The sequence below is a fragment of the Mesorhizobium sp. LSJC285A00 genome, from assembly GCF_000503155.1.
GTDB lineage: Bacteria > Pseudomonadota > Alphaproteobacteria > Rhizobiales > Rhizobiaceae > Mesorhizobium.
Genome location: NZ_AYVK01000001.1, coordinates 50772 through 69651 on the forward strand (window position 1 = coordinate 50772; position 18880 = coordinate 69651).

Genomic DNA, 18880 nt, shown 5'->3' on the forward strand with positions numbered 1-18880 from the left:
AATTCAGGTCAGCGGCGAAAGCTGGATCTCGACGCGCCGGTTCTGCGCACGGCCGGCCGCCGTTCCGTTGGACGCGATCGGACGGGTCTTGCCGAATCCGGTGACGGCGAAGCGGCGCGAATCGACACCTTGGCCTGAGAGATAGTTGGCGACCGCCAATGCGCGGCGCTGCGACAGATCGAAATTGTGTTCGTCGCCACCGGTCGAATCGGTATGGCCGAACACGTCGACCGTGGTCTGCTTGAACTTCTTCAGCACCAGCGCAACCGAGTTCAGCACCTGGTAGAAGCCGGGCTTCACCGCATCCTGGTCGACGTTGAAAGTAATGTCGGACGGCATGTTGAGGATGATCTGGTCGCCGGTGCGGGTGACGCTGACGCCGGTGCCTTCGAGCTGGCGGCGCAGTTCAGCCTCGTTCTGGTCCATGGTCGCGCCGATGGCGCCGCCGGCCAGCGCGCCGATACCGGCACCGATCAGCGCGTTGCGGCGGTCATTGCCGCCGGCAAGCAGGCCGAGGCCCGCACCCGCCAGGGCGCCAAGGCCGGCGCCGGCTGCGGTGTTCGAAACCTTCTGTTCGCCGGTGTACGGATCGGTCGTGGTGCAGGCGCTCACCAGCACAGCCGTCGCAACGGCGACGAGCACAGTCTTTTTCATAGAATCGTCCCTCTCCAAAGCGCGGCCTTTGCGGCTCGCGCATATAAGCCCTTCTCCGGTCTTGTAACATGAAATGCGGCGAAAAACCGAGCGGCGAAAGCGGCTTTTCCCCGCTCGCGCCACTCTTCCGCTTCGGTGGCTGGTGCTGGCCTACCAGAGGTTCTTGCCGTCAATGACGACCACCTCGACCTTGTCGAGGTCGAAATCGTCGAACAGCCGCGAATTGACTGATATCTTGGGATTGTCGAAGTCCGGTTTGCCGGTTGACCAGTCCGGCGTTTCGGTGAAGGTGCCGCAGCCGCAAATGGCGCAAAACCCGTGTTTGACGGTCTTCGATCCCCATTGATAGAAGGAAACGTTTTCCGGCGAGCTGGTGAGCTTGAATTGCGACGGAACGTAGTAAGCCCACAGCGAACCGCGCTTGGAGCAGAACGAGCAGGTGCATTGTGTTACCGTCTCGGGCGCCTGCGAAACCTCGAACGTCGTCGCCTTGCAATGACAGCTGGCCTTGATGGTCATGAAAAGCTTTCCTCTCCGTTGCCGCCACCTATGCGGCAAGGCACCATAAAGGAAGGCTCCTGACAACTGTCTGTCAGCAGGCTCCGATCGATCGAGCCGAGCGGCGCTCTGGCCGAAGCGGACCCGTCGTCACCTCCCAATCGTCGTCACCTGCCGATATAGGCGGCCAGTTCGTCCGGCGTCCCGTTTGGGAAAGCCTGTTTCAGAAAATCCAGGAACGCCGACACGCGCGCGCTGAGCAGCCGCCGCGACGGGTAGAGCGTCCATAGAGAAATTTCGGGGCCGTCAATATCCCCCCAATTCACCAGTGTGCCGCCAGCCAGGTCGTGGGCCACCAACGAAATGGGAAGCCGTCCTGCGCCGACGCCGGCTCGCACCGCATCGCGGACCATGATCAGCGTCGACAAGGCGAGGACCGGCTCGATTCTAAGTGTTGCCCGGCCACCTGGTGTCTTCACCTGCCATGTTTGCCGCTCGCCTGTCCCGCGCGCAACGCCAGGAGCGGCGAGCCCATCGGCCGGGCGAGGAAGGTCCGGGCTCGCCACAACGACCAGGCGGTCGCGGAGAAACGCCCGTCCGACCAGGCTTTCATCGGGATCCGGATTGACCCGGATTACCAGATCGTAGCCTTCCTCGATCATGTCGACATGCCGGTCTTCGGTGGTCACTTCAAGCCTCACCTCAGGATACCTCAGGGCAAATCCCGCGGCGATCCTCCCCATTGCAGTCTGCGAAAAATGCAAAGGCGCGCTGATCCGCAATCTGCCCTTGGATCTCTGGCCGCCCGAGGCAATCGCCGATGCCGTCTCGTCCAGCTCGGCAAGCAACGCCCCCGTCCGCTCGAAGAGCGCCCGTCCTTCTTCGGTCAGCTTCAGGTTACGCGCACCCCGTTCGAACAGACGCAGATCGAGACTGCTTTCCAATTCGCCAACGCGCCGGGACAATGTTGCCTTGGGCCGGCCGGTGGACCTTGCCGCTTTGCCGAAGCCGCCATGGCGAGCCACGAGGTTAAAATCGGCAAGGGCTAAAAGATCCATGACTGTCCCACCAGTGAGACGACGTGTCTAAAATTGCCGTCTACTGGGCTCTTTGTGAGCCACACATATTGGGGCTGTCAAGCAACCCAACAGGAGAAATTCCATGACCATTCTCGTTACCGGCGCCACCGGCAATATCGGCCGCCAAGTCGTCGAACAGCTCGCCAAGCGCGGCGCCGATGTGCGTGCTCTCGTGCGCGATCCGTCGAAAACCAGTTTTCCGGCAGGCGTATCCGTCGTGCAAGGCGACTTTCTCGATGTCGATTCGCTGCGCAAAGCCATGTCTGGCGTTTCCACGCTGTTCCTCTTGAACGCCGTGGTGCCGGACGAATTCACCCAGGCTTTGATCGCCTTGAATGTCGCCCGATCGGCCGGCATCGAGCGGATCGTCTATCTCTCGGTGATCCACGCTGACGTCTATGTGAACGTGCCGCATTTCGCGGGCAAGTTCGGCGTGGAGCGAATGATCGAACAGATGGACTTCAAAGCTACGATCTTGCGCCCGGCCTACTTCATCCAGAACGATCTGACGGTCGAAGACGTCATCACCGGCTACGGCACCTACCCAATGCCGATCGGCCCCAAGGGTCTCGCCATGATCGATGCCCGCGATATCGCCGAGATCGCCGCTCTTGAGCTGCTGCGTCGCGAACGGTCCAAGGAGCCGCTTGCGTTCGAGAGGATCAACCTCGTCGGTCCGCAGACACTGACCGGGACGGACATTGCCGCAATCTGGTCAGACGTACTCGCCCGCCCGATCAGCTACAGCGGCGACAATACGGAGGGTTTTGAGCAAAATCTCAAGCAGTTCCTGCCCGCCTGGATGGCCTACGACATGCGCCTGATGGGCGAGCGTTTCTTTACCGACGGGATGCTGCCCGAGACCGGCGACGTCGAGCGCCTGACGGCACTTCTGGGTCGCCCACTGCGGCCGTATCGCGACTTCGCCTCAGCACTCGCTGCTTCCGTCTGACGCAAGCGCCTTCAGCACCAAGGCCGGCCTTCCGATGAGAACTGCCAACAGAACTCAGTAGGAACGCGGTGGCACGAACAGGCAGATCGTCTTGCCTGCGTCGAGGCCGGCCTGGTGCGCGCACCAGTGGAAATCGCCGTCGGGTGAGTCCTTGACCCGCTTGTCGCTCATCGGCACGACCTCCCCCGTTCCGGCGATGACATAGCCCTCCGGCTTTTCCAGCACCTCGCCGGTATGGGTGGTACGGCAGTCGTAGTTTGCGCAGCAGGCGAAGGGATAACTCCAGCCTTGCGGCTTCGCCGCCGTAGGCTTGGCGTCATGGGCGAAGGCGGGTGCGGTCAGCACCGCAGCAAGCATCGCGATTGCAAAGATCGGGGTCACGAACAAGGAAAATAGGAGTCGGCCAGCCGGTTGAACGGCTCTGGCCGATCGGAGAGTGGCAGCAGACATGGAAGCGTTCCTTTCAAACGAGCATCAAGCGTTTCGCTTGCCCGTTCCCGGAACGTGTCTTCCCAGTGGCCGGATCGTCAGGTCGCAGATATGCCGCGTCCGGCCATAAATGCTTTTTCTCTTCCAGCCCTCGGATGCTGGGCTGATTCCTAGGCTGGCGCAAGAAGTTGCTGCGCGAGGCCGCCACATCTACGCCGCTATCTGCAACCGCTGACGAGATCCAAGGCCAGGCTCAACTCCCGGCAGACGGGCATCGAAACAACGGGATTGGCCGAATGTGGTTCCAGCCTATACTTCGCCTGGACCGGCGACCACATGCCCTTCATATTGCGGCAAGTCGTCGGCGATGGTGAACCATGGCGCTTTGGAGCCGACGAAGATGTGCGCGGTCGGCCGGATCGTCGGATCGTCGACCAGCGTGCCCATGGCGACATGGACATAGGCGCCGTCGCGGACCAGCGAATACAGCAACGAGCCGCAGCGGCTGCAATGCGCATCGTGGCCGCTGTCATCGCCGAAATGGATGAGCCCGTGATGCCCTTCGGCAAGGGCAAGTTTCTCGCGCTCGATGCCGGCGAAGGGCTTGAAGGCGGAACCTGTGGTGCGCCGGCAGTTCGAACAATGGCAGATCGCGGCATAGACGAACTCGTCCGCCACTTCATACTGAACCGTGCCGCAAAAGCATTTGCCGGTGAGCCTGCGAGTCATGGTTCCTCCTTCGCTCCCCCGCCAAGGGATGTTCTTATTCAAGAAAGTGGCGGAAGCGCAGGTATCATCCATTCGCAGGCCGGCCTCAGCTGAATATGAACATATCCTAGTCGAGGTCGGCCACGGCTTCACCGGCACCGCCCTCGATGCGCTGCGACAACGAGGCTTCCATGAAGTCGTCGAGGTCGCCGTCGAGCACGCTCGACGGGCTGGTGCTCTCGACGCCGGTGCGCAGGTCCTTCACCAACTGGTAGGGCTGCAGCACATAGGAACGAATCTGGTGACCCCAGCCGATGTCGCTCTTCGACGCTTCTGTGGCATTGGCCACCGCTTCGCGCTTCTTCAGCTCTTCCTCGTAAAGGCGCGAGCGCAGCATTTCCCAGGCCTTCGCCTTGTTCTTGTGCTGCGAGCGTTCGGCCTGGCAGGCAACCGCGATGCCGGTGGCGATATGGGTGATGCGAACCGCCGAGTCCGTGGTGTTGACGTGCTGGCCGCCCGAACCGGATGAGCGGTAGGTGTCGATGCGTACATCGGATTCCGAGACGTCGATCTCGATCCTGTCATCGACGACCGGGTAGACCCAGACGCTGGAGAAGGACGTGTGGCGGCGCGCATTGCTGTCATAGGGTGAAATGCGGACCAGGCGATGAACGCCCGACTCGGTCTTCAGCCAGCCATAGGCATTGTGGCCCTTGATCAGGAGCGTGGCGGACTTGATGCCGGCCTCTTCGCCGTCATGGACTTCCAGCACTTCGACCTTGAAACGGCGACGCTCGGCCCAGCGCGTGTACATGCGCAGAAGCATCGAGGCCCAGTCCTGGCTCTCGGTGCCGCCGGCGCCGGCATGGACTTCGAGATAGGTGTCGTTGGCGTCGGCCTCGCCCGACAGCAGCGTCTCGACCTGGCGGGCCTTGGCCTCGCCCTGCATCGAGCGGAGGGCTGCTTCCGCCTCGGCGATCACGCTCTGGTCGCCCTCTTCCTCACCCAGTTCGATCAGGCCGATATTGTCTTCCAGCGCCTGAGTCAGGCTTTTGACGCCGGCGATCCCGTCTTCGAGGCCCTGGCGCTCGCGCATCAGCTTTTGCGCTTCCAGCGGATCATTCCAGAGGCTGGAATCCTCGGCGCGCACGTTCAGGTATTCAAGCCGCTTTATAGCCTGATCCCAGTCAAAGATGCCTCCTCAGCAGGGTGATCGCCTGCCTGATCTCGTCGACAATATTCTGCGTTTCCGCGCGCATGGCTGGTTGTTCTGTCCTGTTTTTGAAGTGGCGCTTGGGTCGGCGCGATACATAGGCACGGCATTGCTGCCTGTAAAGCGAAATGGGCCGGCTCAACAAGCCAGCCCACTCGACGTAAAAAATCAGGTCGTCAGTAGAGTCCGCCGCCGGGTGCCTGGATGGCTTCCGTAGCCTGCGGCGATAGCGGTCCGCCGGCGCCGTTGGACCCGTCGGCGCCCATGCCGATCACCCAATAGCTGTCGGCTGGGCCGGTGCCGGGCTTGAAGGCTTCGATGATGGTGCCGGGATCGCCCGACGCGGCACGCATGCCGGTCTTGCGGTTGATCGCGACCAGGTTCATGCCTTCCGGCACCTTGAAGTCGACATTGGGCGTGCCGTCCAGCGCAACGCGCATGAAGTCCTTGAAGATAGGCGCCGCCAGACCACCGCCGGTGGCGCCATGGCCGAGACCGCGTGGCGTGTCGTAACCCATGTAGAGGCCGACGACGAGGTTCGGCGTATAGCCGATGAACCAGGCGTCTTTCTCGTCATTGGTCGTTCCGGTCTTGCCGGCGATGTGGCGGCCAAGCTCGGCGATGGTGGCGCCGGTGCCGCGCTGGACGACGCCTTCCATCATCGAGGTGATCTGGTAGGCGGTCATCGGATCGAGCACCTGCTCGGAATTGTCGACCAGTTCCGGTTCGGGCTGGTTGTTCCATTCGGGCGCATTGCAACCTTCGCAGCCGCGCTCGTCCTGCTTGAACACGGTCTTGCCGTAGCGGTCCTGGATGCGGTCGATGAGCGAGGGTTTGATCGACTTGCCGCCATTGGCCATGATCGAATAGGCCGACACCATGCGCATCACCGTCGTCTCGCCGGAACCCAGCGCCATCGGCAGATACGGCGCCAGATGGTCGTAGACGCCGAACCTCTCGGCATATTCCACCACCAGCTTCATGCCCATGTCGTTGGCGAGCCGCACCGTCATCAAATTCCGCGACTTTTCGATGCCGGAACGCAAGGTCGCGGGACCGGCCACCGTGCCGTCATAGTTCTTCGGCGTCCAGGTCGTGGTGCCGCTCTGGATGGTGATCGGTCCGTCCATGATCACCGAGGCCGGCGTATAGCCATTGTCGAGCGCGGCCGAATAGACGATCGGCTTGAAGGACGATCCCGGCTGGCGCATCGCCTGCGTGGCGCGGTTGAACTCCGACTGCGCATAGGAGAAGCCGCCGACCATGGCCAGCACGCGGCCGGTATGTGGATCCATGGCGATCAGGCCGCCCTCCACTTCCGGCACCTGGCGCAACGTGTAGGCGCCTTCCGACCCTTCGTTCTTCTGCACGAAGATGACGTCGCCGGGCTGCAGTACATCGGCCGGAGACTTGGCCTTGACCGTCTTGCCATCGACCACATGGCGCATGGCAAAGCTCATGTCTTCCTTGCTGACGGCGCCTTCGACGCGTTCCTTGACGATGTCGCCTGATATCTGCCGCGTCGGCTGCAGGCCGATGGAAAGGCCGGTCGCCGAGCTGTCGAGCACGACGGCAAGCGACCATTCCGGCACGTCTTCCAGCCCCTTGACGTTGCCCAGCGCCACGCCCCAGTCGCCGGAAGCATCGATATGCGTCACCGGTCCGCGATAGCCGCGCAGCGTGTCGTATTTGAGCAAGCCGTTCTGCATCGACTTGCGGGCGATGAGCTGGATCTTCGGATCGAGCGTCGTGCGCACCGAAAGGCCGCCCTCATAGAGCGCGTTCTCGCCATAGCGCGAGATGATCTGGCGGCGCACTTCCTCGGTGAAATATTCACCCGCAAACAGATAGGAGCCATTGCGGCGCGGCGTCACGCCAAGCGGCTCGGCCTTGGCCTTGTCGCCTTCCTCGCGCGTCACGTAGCCGTTCTCGACCATCTGGTCGATGACCCAGTTGCGGCGCTCGATGGCGCGGTCGGCATGCTTGAAGGGATGGTAGTTGTTGGGCCCCTTCGGCAGCGACGCCAGATAAGCGGCTTCCGCGACGGTGAGTTCGTTGACCGACTTGTCGAAATAGGTCAGTGCCGCGCCCGCAACGCCATAGGCGCCGAAACCGAAGAAGATTTCGTTGAGATAGAGCTCAAGGATGCGGTCCTTCGAATAAGCCTGCTCGATGCGGAAGGCCAGGATCATCTCCTTGATCTTGCGCTCGTAGGTCTGGTCCGAGGACAAGAGGAAGTTCTTCGCCACCTGCTGGGTGATGGTCGAGGCGCCGACCTGGCGCCTGCCCGAACCCAGATTCTGCAGGTTGACGTAGATGGCGCGGCCAAGCCCGGTGATGTCGATGCCGGGATGGTTGTAGAAATTCTTGTCCTCGGCCGACAGGAACGCCGCCTTGACCCGGTCCGGAACCGCCTGGATCGGTAGATAGAGCCGCCGTTCGCGCGCATATTCGGCCATCAGCGAGCCGTCGGAAGCATGGATGCGGGTCGTCACTGGCGGCTCGTACTTGGCCAGAACCTCGTAGTCGGGCAGGTCTTTCGATAGATGGCTGATGTATATCGCCACGCCCGCGGCGACGATAAGCGCCAGCGTCGTGCCGATACCAAAGAAATAGCCGATAAGACGAATCATGCCCGCTCCAGTCCGAGGTCCGGGAATTTCCTAGACGAAGCCGCCTTTCGCGCAAGCCTTCGCAACTGTCCCGATCCGTGATGGAAAACCCATGTCGCCACCATGTGGGCAAAATACGGCAGTGCCCGGTTTAGGCATCCCCCACCTGAAATAAAAGCGCCTGGTGTTGTCGTCGTGCAACGCTGCCTCCGGTCGTGGGCGGCGGCGACCATCTCAGCCTCCGGTTCCCGTTCCCATCTTGGCGGAGGCAAACAGGGCGACGGCGTTGGTGATGCTCTCCGCCGCCTTGCCGCGCCAGTCGGCGTCGAGCAGTTGCGCTTCATCCTTGGCGTTGGAGAGATAGCCGAGTTCCACCAGCACCGACGGCACATCGGGCGCTTTCAGCACTTTGAAACCGGCCGAACGCTGCGGATTGTTGATCAGGCCGACGCTGGTGGACAACTGGCCGACCAGAGTGTGGGCAAAGCTCATCGAGAAATTATGCGTCTCGCGGCGGATCAGGTCGATCAGTATGTCGGTGACTTCCTTGTTGTCGTCCTTGATCACCATGCCGGCGAACTGGTCGGAGAGGTTTTCGCGGTCGGCAAGCGCCTGCGCTTCCGGGTCGGATGCCTTGTCGGAGACGGTATAGACGGTGGCGCCTCTGATACCCTTGACGCTGATCGTGTCGGCATGGATCGAGATCAAAAGGTCGGCCTCGTGCTGCCGGGCGATGCGCACGCGGTCATCGAGCCGCAGGAACTCGTCGGTATCGCGCGTCATGAACACGTCGTAGTTGGCGACGGCGGCGAGCTTGTCGCGCAATTCGGTGGCGAAGGCTAGCGTCACGTTCTTCTCGATGGTGCCGTTGAGGCCTTCGGCGCCACCGTCGATGCCGCCATGGCCGGGATCGATGACGATGGTGAAGCGATGCCCGGGATTGGAGATCGGCCCTGTGCCGACCCTGGAGCCCTTGTCGGTGGAGACGGTCGAGCCAGTGGTCAGCGCCTGGTTGGCAAGGGCTTCGTCGAACTCGCGGTCGGAGGCTGCCGACATGTCGATGGCGATGCGATAGCCTGCGCCGTCCTCGTTCTTGAGCACCTCGAGCTTGTCGACCGAGAACGGCCCCTTGCCGGTCAGGATCAGCCGCGATCCCTCGCCCTGATCGCCATAACGCACCGCTTTGACCAGGCCGCGGGCCTTGGCGTCCTTCGCGCCAATGGCGAATCGGGTGCGCGGCAGGTCCACGACCAGCCGGTTGGGGCCGCGCAGCAGGAACCATTTGATGTCGGGCTCGCGGTCGAAATCGATGACGATGCGCATCTTGGTAGCGTCGCCGGCCATCTTGTAGGCGGTGGCGCCGAGTGGCGCATCGGCGGCGCGTGAAACCGGCGCAAAAGCAAGGCAAAGCGCCAGCAGCAACAGCACACCGGCAGCGCGCAGGAAACGGCCTGCACGGCCATGGCCCTTGTCTATGATGCCCGCCAGTCCCATTTCTTTGCAGTCGCTCCCGGTTTGGCGCTTGCGCCCGCGTGGTTGGTCGAAATGCCGGTCAGGCCGCAGACTCGATTAACGATTGGTATCCAGAGAAGGTTAACCAAGCCTTTTCATCGAGGATTAAGGCCTGTGCTTCCGTTACGGCACTGCTTTTTGCCGGCATCCGAAATCGGGGTTGCCTTCCACCCCGTCAAATCATAAAAGCGATGGTGGATCACTGCAATCCTGGAACCGCTTCTCCCGCAGCTTCCTGCTACAGGTCAGATGAAAGGCGGCTCCTTTCGCTCCAGCGAAAAGGCTTCAGGTGATCGCGACGAATTTCGCAGGTGTGCGCCCGTGGCGGGGGAATCGCCTGCGTGAGGAAAACGGCCGGGTTTGTTCCCGTGCCGGCTCTGTATGAGCAAACAAGCTGGTCCGGTTCGTCCGGGCTTTGGTTCAAAAGGTTCTGCTGGTGACGATGGCTTCAAGCGCAATCATGGAAAGGTCCGCATCAAACCGCGCCATTGTGGCTGCGGGCGGCACCGCCATGGCGCTCAAGCGGCGTCCGGCGGACATTCAGACATCCGGCACCCACATCCCAGACACGCAGCAGCGGGCTTTGCCTCGCAAGCTGCGGCTGACGGCTGCCGGGAGGAAACGAAATAATGCCCAACAAAATGCTGATAGACGCCTCCCACCCGGAGGAAACACGCGTTGTCGTTATCCGCGGTAACCGTATTGAAGAATTCGACTTTGAATCTCAGGACAAGAAGCAGCTCAAAGGAAACATTTATCTCGCCCGCGTAACGCGCGTCGAACCTTCCCTTCAGGCAGCCTTTGTCGAATATGGCGGCAACCGTCACGGTTTCCTCGCCTTCAGTGAAATTCACCCCGACTATTACCAGATCCCGGTCGCCGATCGTCAGGCTTTGCTGCGCGCTGAAGCGCAGGAAGCCGAGGACGAGGAGAACGAGGACAATGACGGCGACGACCGCCAGAGCCGCGATCGCGGCCGGCGCGGCCGCCGGCGCGGCGGCAAGGGTCGTGAGCGGGGCGAACACAAGCGCGACGCCGGCGCCGATGATGAGAACGGCGAACATGGCGATGCCGGCAGCGATGCCGTCTCCGAAGCGCCTGCTTCCGAGCATGCCGCGGCCAATACCGCCGGGCATGACGATCATGGCGGGCATGGCGACAGCGAAGCCTCCGACGCCGAGACATCCGGGACCGAACCGTCGGAAGGCGGCCCGACATCGATCGCGGCAAGCGTCGAAGCGGATGTGATCTCCGAAGCTGTCCCTGCGGCGGAGCCGGGTGACGAAAGGTCGTCCAGCGAGGCAAGTGGCGAAGCCACCTCCGAGGACAATGATCGCGGCATGCTGGAAGAGGTGCAGTCCTCGCATCCGGACGACCACGAGATCGAATCCGTAGGCGCCGAGGATGCGCTGGAAGAGGTGCGCAGCCGCCGCAAGCCGGTGCGCCGCCAGTACAAGATTCAGGAAGTCATCAAGCGCCGGCAGATTCTGCTGGTGCAGGTGGTCAAGGAAGAGCGCGGCAACAAGGGCGCTGCACTCACCACCTATCTGTCGCTTGCCGGCCGCTATTCCGTGCTGATGCCCAACACCGCACGCGGCGGCGGCATTTCGCGCAAGATCACCAGTGCGGTCGACCGCAAGCGCCTCAAGGAGGTCGTTGCCGATCTCGAAGTGCCGCAGGGCATGGGCGTCATCCTGCGCACCGCCGGCGAAAGCCGCACCAAGGCGGAAATCAAGCGCGACTACGAATATCTGATGCGGCTTTGGGAAAACGTCCGCAACCTGACGCTGCAATCCACCGCCCCTGCCCTCGTCTATGAGGAAGGCAGCCTGATCAAGCGCTCGGTGCGCGACCTCTACAACAAGGATATCGACGAGATTCTTGTCTCCGGCGAGGAAGGCTATCGCGAGGCCAAGGATTTCATGCGCATGCTGATGCCGAGCCACGCCAAGGTGGTTCAGCCGTTCCGCGACACGACGCCGATCTTCGTGCGCAACGGCATCGAGGCGCAGCTCGACCGCATGCTGCAGCCGCAGGTGACGCTGAAGAGCGGCGGCTACATCATCATCAACCAGACCGAGGCGCTGGTCGCCATCGACGTCAATTCGGGCCGCTCCACCAAGGAGCACTCGATCGAGGACACCGCTCTCCACACCAACCTTGAAGCGGCGGAAGAAGTCGCCAGGCAATTGAGGCTGCGCGATCTCGCCGGCCTGATCGTCATCGACTTCATCGACATGGAGGAGAACCGCAACAACCGCTCCGTCGAGAAGCGGCTGAAGGATCACCTCAAGAACGACCGAGCCCGCATCCAGGTCGGCCGCATCTCGCATTTCGGCCTGATGGAGATGTCTCGCCAGCGCATCCGCGCCAGCGTGCTGGAATCGACCATGAAGCCCTGCCCGCATTGCGGCGGCACCGGCCATGTGCGCTCCGATTCGTCGGTGGCGCTGATGGTGGTGCGGGCGATCGAGGAATTCCTGCTCAAGGATTCGCGCAGCCACATCACGGTGCGGACCCCGGCGGCGACCGCTCTCTATGTGCTCAACCACAAGCGCGGCACGCTGGTGGAACTCGAAAGCCGCTTTGGCCTGACCATCACCGTCGAGGCCGATGATACGGTCGGTGTGCAGCACTACGCGATCTTCCGCGGCGCCATTGCCGAAAAGCCGGAAGGCTTTGTCGAAGCGCGAACCTTCCCGGCCTATGTCGAGCCGGAAGAGCCCGAGGACGAGATCGTCATCGAGGAGGAAGACGACGAGGTTGTGGTACAGGCCGAGCAGCCGCGCCAGGCGCAGCCGCAGTCGCAGCAGCAGCAGCCGAGATCGGCTGAGGACGGCGAAGGCCGCGATCGCAAGCGTCGCAAGCGCCGCAGGCGGCGCGGCGGCAAGGATCGCGAACGCGAACATGGCGATCGCGAGCATGGCGCCGAAGGTGCTTCGGTTTCGGCGGCAAGCGACGACTTTGCCGCTGAACCAGGCGATGACGATGCAACACAGCAAGACGAAGCCCAGGTTGGCGCCGTCGAAACGGTGGAAGCATCAGATGACGCCCAGGGCAAGAAGCGCCGTCGCGGCAAGCGCGGCGGCAAGCGCAATCGTCGCGAAGACGGCACGGAGACCGAAGCCGGCGAAACCGCCTCGGTGGCCGAGGCCGCTGAAGTCGGAACGGCCGCAAGCGAGCCAGTAGCAGCCGTAGCGGTTGAAGAAGCAGCGGCTCCCGCCGCGGCGAACGACGACGCTCCAGCCGAAAAGCCGAAGAAGAAGCGCGCTTCAAGGGCAAAGAAGGCTGTGGTGGAAGTCGCCGATGAGACGGCGGCCGAGGCTGCACCGGAAGCTGCCGTCGAAGCTGCCGCCCCCGCTGCGGCCGATGCCGCCACGGAAACGACCGTCGACGACGAGCCCGCCAAGGCTCGCCCGTCACGGCGCAAAGCCGTGGCCGCGGATACCTCCGCGGTGCCGGTGGTTTCCTCCAGCGTTGCCGACGAGGCAAAGGCCGAGGAAAAGCCGAAGCGCGCCGGCTGGTGGCAGCGGAAGGGCTTTTTCTAAGCTATTCAGCCGATTAAGATAGGTTCCTGACAAAAATCCCGCGCCGTTCAAACCACGGCGCGGGATTTTTGCATGCGCGAATGACGGAAGGCGTCAGGGGGCGAAAATCGACCAGTTCATCATCCTGGCCAGTTTTTCCAAGGCGATCGACCCCAGCTTGGAATTGCCGTTGGCGTTCAAGCCCGGCGACCATACGGCGAGCGAAGCAACACCCGGCACGATCCCCAATATGCCACCGCCGACGCCGCTTTTGCCGGGAATGCCGACACGGAAGGCGAAATCGCCGGAACCGTCATAGTGGCCGCAGGTCAGCATCATGGCGCCGATGCGCCGCGCCCGCTCGGCAGACACCACGGAGTGCCCGGTTGCCGGGTTTCTGCCGCCATTGGCGAGGAAGCGGCCGGCCAGCGCCAATTGCCGGCAGCTCATGGCGATGGCGCAATGGTGGAAGTACACGCCCAGCGCCAGCTCCGGTGCATGGTTGAGATTGCCGAAGGATTTCATGTAGTTGGCAAGCGCGAAGTTGCGATAGCCGGTGGCGCGTTCGGAAGCCGCGACCTCGCGGTCGATGATGATGGTTTCGTCATCGGCAAGGAACTGGATGAAGCGCAGGATTTCGCCGATCGCCTCGCGCGGCTGGTGGCCGGCAAGCAGTATGTCGGACACGACGATGGCGCCGGCATTGATGAACGGATTGCGCGGAATGCCGTTCTCATGCTCGAGTTGCACGATCGAGTTGAACGGATTGCCCGACGGCTCGCGTCCGACACGCTGCCACAGCGCGTCGCCGACATTGCCGAGCGCCAACGTAAGCGTAAACACCTTGGAGATGGACTGGATCGAAAACGCCTGGTCGGCGTCGCCGGCGACCAGCACGCGGCCGTCATTGGTCACGGCGGCAATGCCGAATTTCTTCGGATCGACCTTGCCGAGCTGCGGAATGTAGGTGGCGACGTCACCGCGATCGGTGCGCTCGGCCATCTCGGCGGCGACATCGGCCAGCGCTTGTTCAAGATCCGGCATGCTCGTCCCCGCTATTTCAGCCAGCGCTCGATGCGCGCCATCGCCTCGACCATGTCGTCATGGCTGCCGGCATAGGAAAAGCGCATCGTGCGGTGGCCCTGAAGTGGATCGAAATCGCGGCCGGGCGTAGCCGCCACATGCGCCTCGGCCAGCATCTTGCGCGCAAAGGCCATGCTGTCATTGGTATGCCGGGTAACATCGCAGAAAGCGTAGAAGGCGCCGTCCATCGGCGCCGCCAAGGGAAATCCGAGTTCCGGCAGGCGCCGCATCAACAGCTCGCGGTTCCAGGCGTAGCGCGCCTTTACCGCTTCCAGCTCTTGCGTCGCCTTGAAGGCTTCGATCGCCGCGATCTGCGACAGTTCCGGCGGCGAGATGTAGAGGCTCTGGGCGATGCGCTCGATCGGCCTCACCAGAGCTTCCGGCAGCACCATCCAGCCAATGCGCCAGCCGGTCATGCAATAATATTTCGAGAAGGAATTGATCACCGCCACGCCTGAGCCATAGGCCAGCGCAGTGGTGTCGGGCGCGGCATAGGCCAGGCGGTGATAGATTTCGTCCGATATCACCGCGATGCCGAGTTCTTCGGCTGTCCTCACCAGTGCGGACAACTCGTCGACGGGAATGACCGCACCTGTCGGATTGGCCGGGCTGGCGAACAACACGCCCTTCAGCGGTTTTTCCTGGTGCGCCGATTTCAAATGCTCGGCGTGCAGGTAGGCGTCCGTGCCGAGCTCGATCTCGACGATCTCGATGCCGAGCGCGGCCATGATGTTGCGGTAGGCCGGATAGCCGGGTGATGCGATGGCGACGCGGTCGCCGGGATCGAACATCGCCAGGAAGGCCAGATTGAAGGCGGCCGACGATCCCGTGGTCACGGCGATCCGGTTCGGCGAGACATCGATCCCGTAGTGGTCGCCATAATGCGCGGCGATCGCCTTGCGCAGATCCGCCAGACCGAGCGTGTCGGTATAGCCGATGCGTCCGATCCTCAGCGCATTTGCGGCTGCTTCCCTCGCGCCCACGGGCGCCGGATCGGATGGCTGGCCGACGGCCATGGAGACGACAGGCACGCCCGTCGCCTTCAGCCGGTTGGCTTCGGCCAGAATGTCCATGGCGTGAAACGGCTCGACTTCACCGCGGCGCGACAGCGAAACTACCATTTGACCTCCGTCCGGCCCGCCGCTCGAAGCCATGAACCGGCGGCAGCGCCGCACAAATGCCCGATTGATGTGAGGATCACAAGTTCGCCTAGTTTCGGTGCCGTGACTTTTCATCGTTCGCCCGCTCGTTTACCAGTGTACCTCATGCTGAGCCGACCCAAATCGACGATGTCCAAATCTTCCATCGGGAAGACAGCGCGCGGCTTCGCGACGCTTTTGCTTGCGGCCGCCATCGCTGTCACCGGCTCGGTGACGGCCTTCGCCCAGGCGGTGCCGGTCGTGCGCGATGCCGAGATCGAGGCGCTGGTGCGCGACTATGCGCGGCCGATCTTCAAGGCGGCCGGTCTTGCCAATGACGGTGTCGATATCGTTCTGGTCAACGATCAGAGCTTCAACGCCTTCGTTACCGGGCGCCGGCTGTTCATCAACACCGGCGCGCTGATGCAGGCCGAAACGCCCAACGAGATCATCGGCGTCATCGCCCATGAGGCCGGCCACATCGCAGGCGGCCATCAGCAGAAATTGCGCGACCAGCTCGAGCGCGCCAAGACCATGGCCATCATCGCCACGCTGCTTGGCGCCGGCGCCATCGTTGCCGGCGCCACCACCAACAGCCGCGGCCTTGCCGGCGCCGGCATGGGTGTCGCCGCGGGCGGCGGCGAGATGGCGCAGCGCAGCATTCTTGCCTACCAGCGCACCGAAGAGTCGACCGCCGACCGCTCTGCCATCACCTATCTCAATGCCACCGGCCAGTCCGGCATGGGCATGCTGAAGACCTTCGCCCGCTTCCAGAGCGCGCTGTCGCTTTCCGGCACGCAGGTCGATCCCTACCGCATCAGCCACCCGATGCCGCAGGAGCGCATCGCCAATCTCGAAGTGCTGGTCAAGCAGAGCCCTAACGTCGACAAGGTCGATCCGCCGGCACTGCAGCAGCGGCACGACATGATGCGCATCAAGATCGCCGCCTATATGGGCGGCCAGGCCGCGGCCACGCGGCTGATCCGCAAGGCCCCGGGCAGCCTCGCCTCGCGCTATGGCGAAGCGCAGATGGCCTATCTCTACGGCAATCTGGGTGCGGCGCTGACCAAGGCCAATGCACTGATCAAGGAACAGCCGAAGAACCCCTACTTCCAGGAAATGCGCGGCGACATACTGATGAAGGCCAACAAGCCCAAGGACGCCGCGGACGCCTATGCCAAGGCGGTCAGCCTCGATCCGGTGAGGTCGGGCCTGTTGCCCGTTTCTCTCGGCCAGGCGCTGATGGCCATCGGCACGCCCGATTCGCTGAAGAAGGCGGTGGTGCAGATCAACAACGGCCTCGGGCGCGACAAGGAAAACACGGTCGGATACCGCTATCTCGCCCAGGCCTATGGCGAGCTTGGCAACATTCCGGCGGCGGAACTCGCCACCGCCGAGGGCCACTTTTATTCCGGCGATTACACGAATGCGAAAATTTTCGCCATGCGCGCGCAAAAAGACTTGAAGCGCGGCGAGCCCGGCTGGATTCGGGCGCAGGACATCATAAACTACAACCCTTCAGGCAAACTCAAGAAATGAACCTTCCGGTCGCCCGCTGCGACTAGGATAGATCGGAACCGGCAAGAGGATCAGACGATGAACAAGGCAATATTGCTCGGCACGACGGGAGTGGCGGCTGCTCTTGCCATGCTCGCTTTCGGGTTCGTCGCCGGCAGTCCGCAGGTGGCCAAGGCCGGCACGGCGCAGACCGTGCAGACCGCCTCTGCCGACACCAAGATCGATCGCACCGAGGTCGAGGGTATTATCCGCGACTATCTCCTGAAGAACCCTGAAGTGCTGCTCGAAGTGCAGGAGGCGCTCGAGGCCAAGCAGAAGGAAGAGCAGCGCATAGCCAGCCTCGGCGTCATCGAGAAGGCCAAGTCCGAGATTTTCAACTCGACCTTCGACGGCGTCGTCGGCAATCCGAAGGGCAAGGTCACCATCGTCGAATTCTACGACTACAATTGCGGCTTCTGCAAACGCGCCATCGACGACATGCAGGCTCTGACAAAGGCCGATCCGGAGCTGCGCTTCGTGCTCAAGGAATTCCCGATCCTCGGGCCGGATTCGCAAAAGGCCAGCGTCGTCTCGATGGCTTTCCACCTGATGCATCCGGAGAAATACGGCGAGTTCCACAACGCCCTGCTCGGCGGCCAGGGCCGCGCCACCGAGGCGGCGGCCATCAAGGTTGCGCTGTCGCTAGGCGCCGATGAGGCGAAATTGCGCGAGAAGATGAAGGATCCGACCATCACCGAGGCTTTCTCCAAGACCTTCGACCTCGCCAACAAGCTGGCCATCACCGGAACGCCTTCCTACGTGGTCGGCAATGAGGTGGTGTTCGGGGCGCTCGGCCAGGAAGTGCTGGCTGAAAAGATCGAGGCGGCGAAAGCCGCGCTCTGATCTTGCACGCGAGCCTATTTCTCACGGGCACATTTCCGCCTGTTGTGGACAGTGAAAGATCGCACTTGTGCTCTTTCCGCGGGCGGCTATGCCCATTATAGAAGGCCCTGCGCGCCGGCTTGAGGCCGGCGTCGGAAAAGGTCGGCATTTTTGAAAACGATTTTCGTCCTGAACGGCCCCAACCTGAACGCGCTCGGCAAGCGCGAGCCGGGCATCTATGGCGGCAAGACGCTTGCCGCGATCGCCGACGACTGCAAGCAGGCGGGCGCCGCGCTTGGCCTCGAGATTGATTTTCGCCAGTCGAACCATGAGGGCGACCTCGTCGACTGGATCCAGGAAGCCGGCGACAAGGCAGCCGGCATCGTCATCAATCCGGGTGCCTACAGCCACACCTCGATTGCCATTCACGACGCCATCCGCGCTGTCGCGCCGCTGCCCGTCGCCGAAGTTCACCTCTCCAACATCCACGCGCGGGAACCATTCCGCCACGTCTCCATGGTCGCGCCGGTCGCTGTCGGCATGATCTGCGGGTTCGGGCCGCTTGGCTACTCGCTGGCGCTGCAGGCGCTGGCGGCACGCCTATGACCGGCCCACAAACAGAAGGCTCGAAAATGTCGATAAAGAAGACCGGTGTTGACCAGCAACTGATCCGCGATCTGGCGGGCATACTGAACGACACCAATCTCACCGAGATCGAAGTCGAGCTCGGCGACCTGAAGGTGCGCGTATCGCGCCAGGCGCCGGCCGTCCACGCCATCGCCGCACCGCAGGCCGGTTATGCTCCGGCAGCGCAGCAGCCCGCGGCTGCCGCACCAGCAGTGGCCGATCCGTCCAAGAACGCGGTCCCCTCGCCGATGGTCGGCACCGCTTATCTCGCGCCCTCGCCCGACGCCAAGGCCTTCATCGAAGTCGGCCAGAAGGTCAAGGAAGGCCAGACGCTGCTGATCATCGAAGCGATGAAGACGATGAACCAGATCCCTTCGCCGCGCGCCGGCACGGTGACGGCGATCCTGTTCGAGGACGGCCAGCCGGTCGAGTACGGCATGCCGCTCGTCGTGATCGAGTAGAGCGGGC

Annotated in this window: 16 protein-coding genes; 6 read left to right on the plus strand and 10 right to left on the minus strand. The window is 62.8% G+C overall.

Annotation, left to right across the window (positions count from 1 at the left end; translation table 11 throughout):
• Nucleotides 1-3: 3 nt before the first annotated feature.
• From X726_RS166325 to X726_RS166315, 3 genes are all read right to left on the minus strand, one after another.
• On the minus strand, nt 4-654 hold the full coding sequence (locus X726_RS166325) for an OmpA family lipoprotein (RefSeq protein ID WP_023667470.1): 651 nt from the start codon (nt 652-654) through the stop codon (nt 4-6).
• Nucleotides 655-804: 150 nt separating this feature from the next.
• Nucleotides 805-1173 (minus strand): GFA family protein, encoded by a 369-nt coding sequence (locus tag X726_RS166320; protein WP_023667471.1) that lies wholly within the window; start codon nt 1171-1173, stop codon nt 805-807.
• Between the two features lie 146 nt (nt 1174-1319).
• Nucleotides 1320-2210, minus strand: a complete 891-nt coding sequence (locus tag X726_RS166315; RefSeq protein ID WP_023667472.1) for a LysR family transcriptional regulator — start codon at nt 2208-2210, stop codon at nt 1320-1322.
• A 103-nt stretch (nt 2211-2313) separates the two neighbouring features.
• Between X726_RS166315 and X726_RS166310 the strand changes: the two genes are divergently transcribed.
• Nucleotides 2314-3183, plus strand: coding sequence for an NmrA/HSCARG family protein (locus X726_RS166310; protein ID WP_023667473.1), 870 nt, complete (start codon nt 2314-2316; stop codon nt 3181-3183).
• 54 nt (nt 3184-3237) lie between these two features.
• Here X726_RS166310 and X726_RS166305 read toward each other — a convergent pair whose 3' ends face one another.
• The 5 genes from X726_RS166305 to X726_RS166285 all read right to left on the minus strand — a co-directional run bounded on the left by X726_RS166305 (nt 3238) and on the right by X726_RS166285 (nt 9639).
• Nucleotides 3238-3633, minus strand: a complete 396-nt coding sequence (locus tag X726_RS166305; protein WP_023667474.1) for a hypothetical protein — start codon at nt 3631-3633, stop codon at nt 3238-3240.
• A gap of 288 nt (nt 3634-3921) precedes the next feature.
• On the minus strand, nt 3922-4341 hold the full coding sequence (locus X726_RS166300; protein WP_023667475.1) for a GFA family protein: 420 nt from the start codon (nt 4339-4341) through the stop codon (nt 3922-3924).
• A 106-nt stretch (nt 4342-4447) separates the two neighbouring features.
• A protein-coding gene (prfB, locus tag X726_RS166295; RefSeq protein ID WP_155922402.1) for a peptide chain release factor 2 occupies nt 4448-5579 on the minus strand; the annotation gives its coding sequence in 2 pieces (ribosomal slippage) (nt 4448-5512 and nt 5514-5579; 1131 coding nt in all).
• Nucleotides 5580-5709: 130 nt separating this feature from the next.
• On the minus strand, nt 5710-8166 hold the full coding sequence (locus X726_RS166290) for a penicillin-binding protein 1A (protein WP_023667477.1): 2457 nt from the start codon (nt 8164-8166) through the stop codon (nt 5710-5712).
• A 213-nt stretch (nt 8167-8379) separates the two neighbouring features.
• Nucleotides 8380-9639 (minus strand): N-acetylmuramoyl-L-alanine amidase, encoded by a 1260-nt coding sequence (locus tag X726_RS166285; RefSeq protein WP_023667478.1) that lies wholly within the window; start codon nt 9637-9639, stop codon nt 8380-8382.
• A gap of 647 nt (nt 9640-10286) precedes the next feature.
• Here X726_RS166285 and X726_RS166280 point away from each other — a divergent pair.
• Nucleotides 10287-13205, plus strand: coding sequence for a ribonuclease E/G (locus X726_RS166280; RefSeq protein WP_023667480.1), 2919 nt, complete (start codon nt 10287-10289; stop codon nt 13203-13205).
• A gap of 93 nt (nt 13206-13298) precedes the next feature.
• Here X726_RS166280 and X726_RS166275 read toward each other — a convergent pair whose 3' ends face one another.
• Together X726_RS166275 and X726_RS166270 are read right to left on the minus strand one after the other, a co-directional pair.
• Nucleotides 13299-14228: a glutaminase gene (locus X726_RS166275; protein ID WP_023667481.1), complete on the minus strand. Its 930-nt coding sequence runs from the start codon at nt 14226-14228 to the stop codon at nt 13299-13301.
• Nucleotides 14229-14239: 11 nt separating this feature from the next.
• Complete coding sequence (locus X726_RS166270; protein ID WP_023667482.1) at nt 14240-15388, minus strand: aminotransferase class I/II-fold pyridoxal phosphate-dependent enzyme; 1149 nt, start codon at nt 15386-15388, stop codon at nt 14240-14242.
• A gap of 144 nt (nt 15389-15532) precedes the next feature.
• On the opposite strand from X726_RS166270, the gene X726_RS166265 reads away from it, so the two are divergent.
• The 4 genes from X726_RS166265 (at nt 15533) to accB (ending at nt 18873) form a co-directional block, all read left to right on the plus strand.
• Nucleotides 15533-16945, plus strand: a complete 1413-nt coding sequence (locus X726_RS166265; protein WP_023667483.1) for a M48 family metalloprotease — start codon at nt 15533-15535, stop codon at nt 16943-16945.
• A gap of 57 nt (nt 16946-17002) precedes the next feature.
• The gene (locus tag X726_RS166260) at nt 17003-17806 is read left to right on the plus strand and encodes a DsbA family protein (RefSeq protein ID WP_023667484.1); all 804 of its coding nucleotides are present in this window, start codon (nt 17003-17005) and stop codon (nt 17804-17806) included.
• Between the two features lie 150 nt (nt 17807-17956).
• Nucleotides 17957-18391, plus strand: coding sequence for a type II 3-dehydroquinate dehydratase (gene aroQ / locus X726_RS166255; RefSeq protein WP_023667485.1), 435 nt, complete (start codon nt 17957-17959; stop codon nt 18389-18391).
• A 26-nt stretch (nt 18392-18417) separates the two neighbouring features.
• A complete protein-coding gene (gene accB, locus X726_RS166250) occupies nt 18418-18873 on the plus strand; it encodes an acetyl-CoA carboxylase biotin carboxyl carrier protein (protein WP_023667486.1) in 456 nt (151 codons plus the stop codon).
• The last annotated feature ends 7 nt before the right edge of the window (nt 18874-18880 follow it).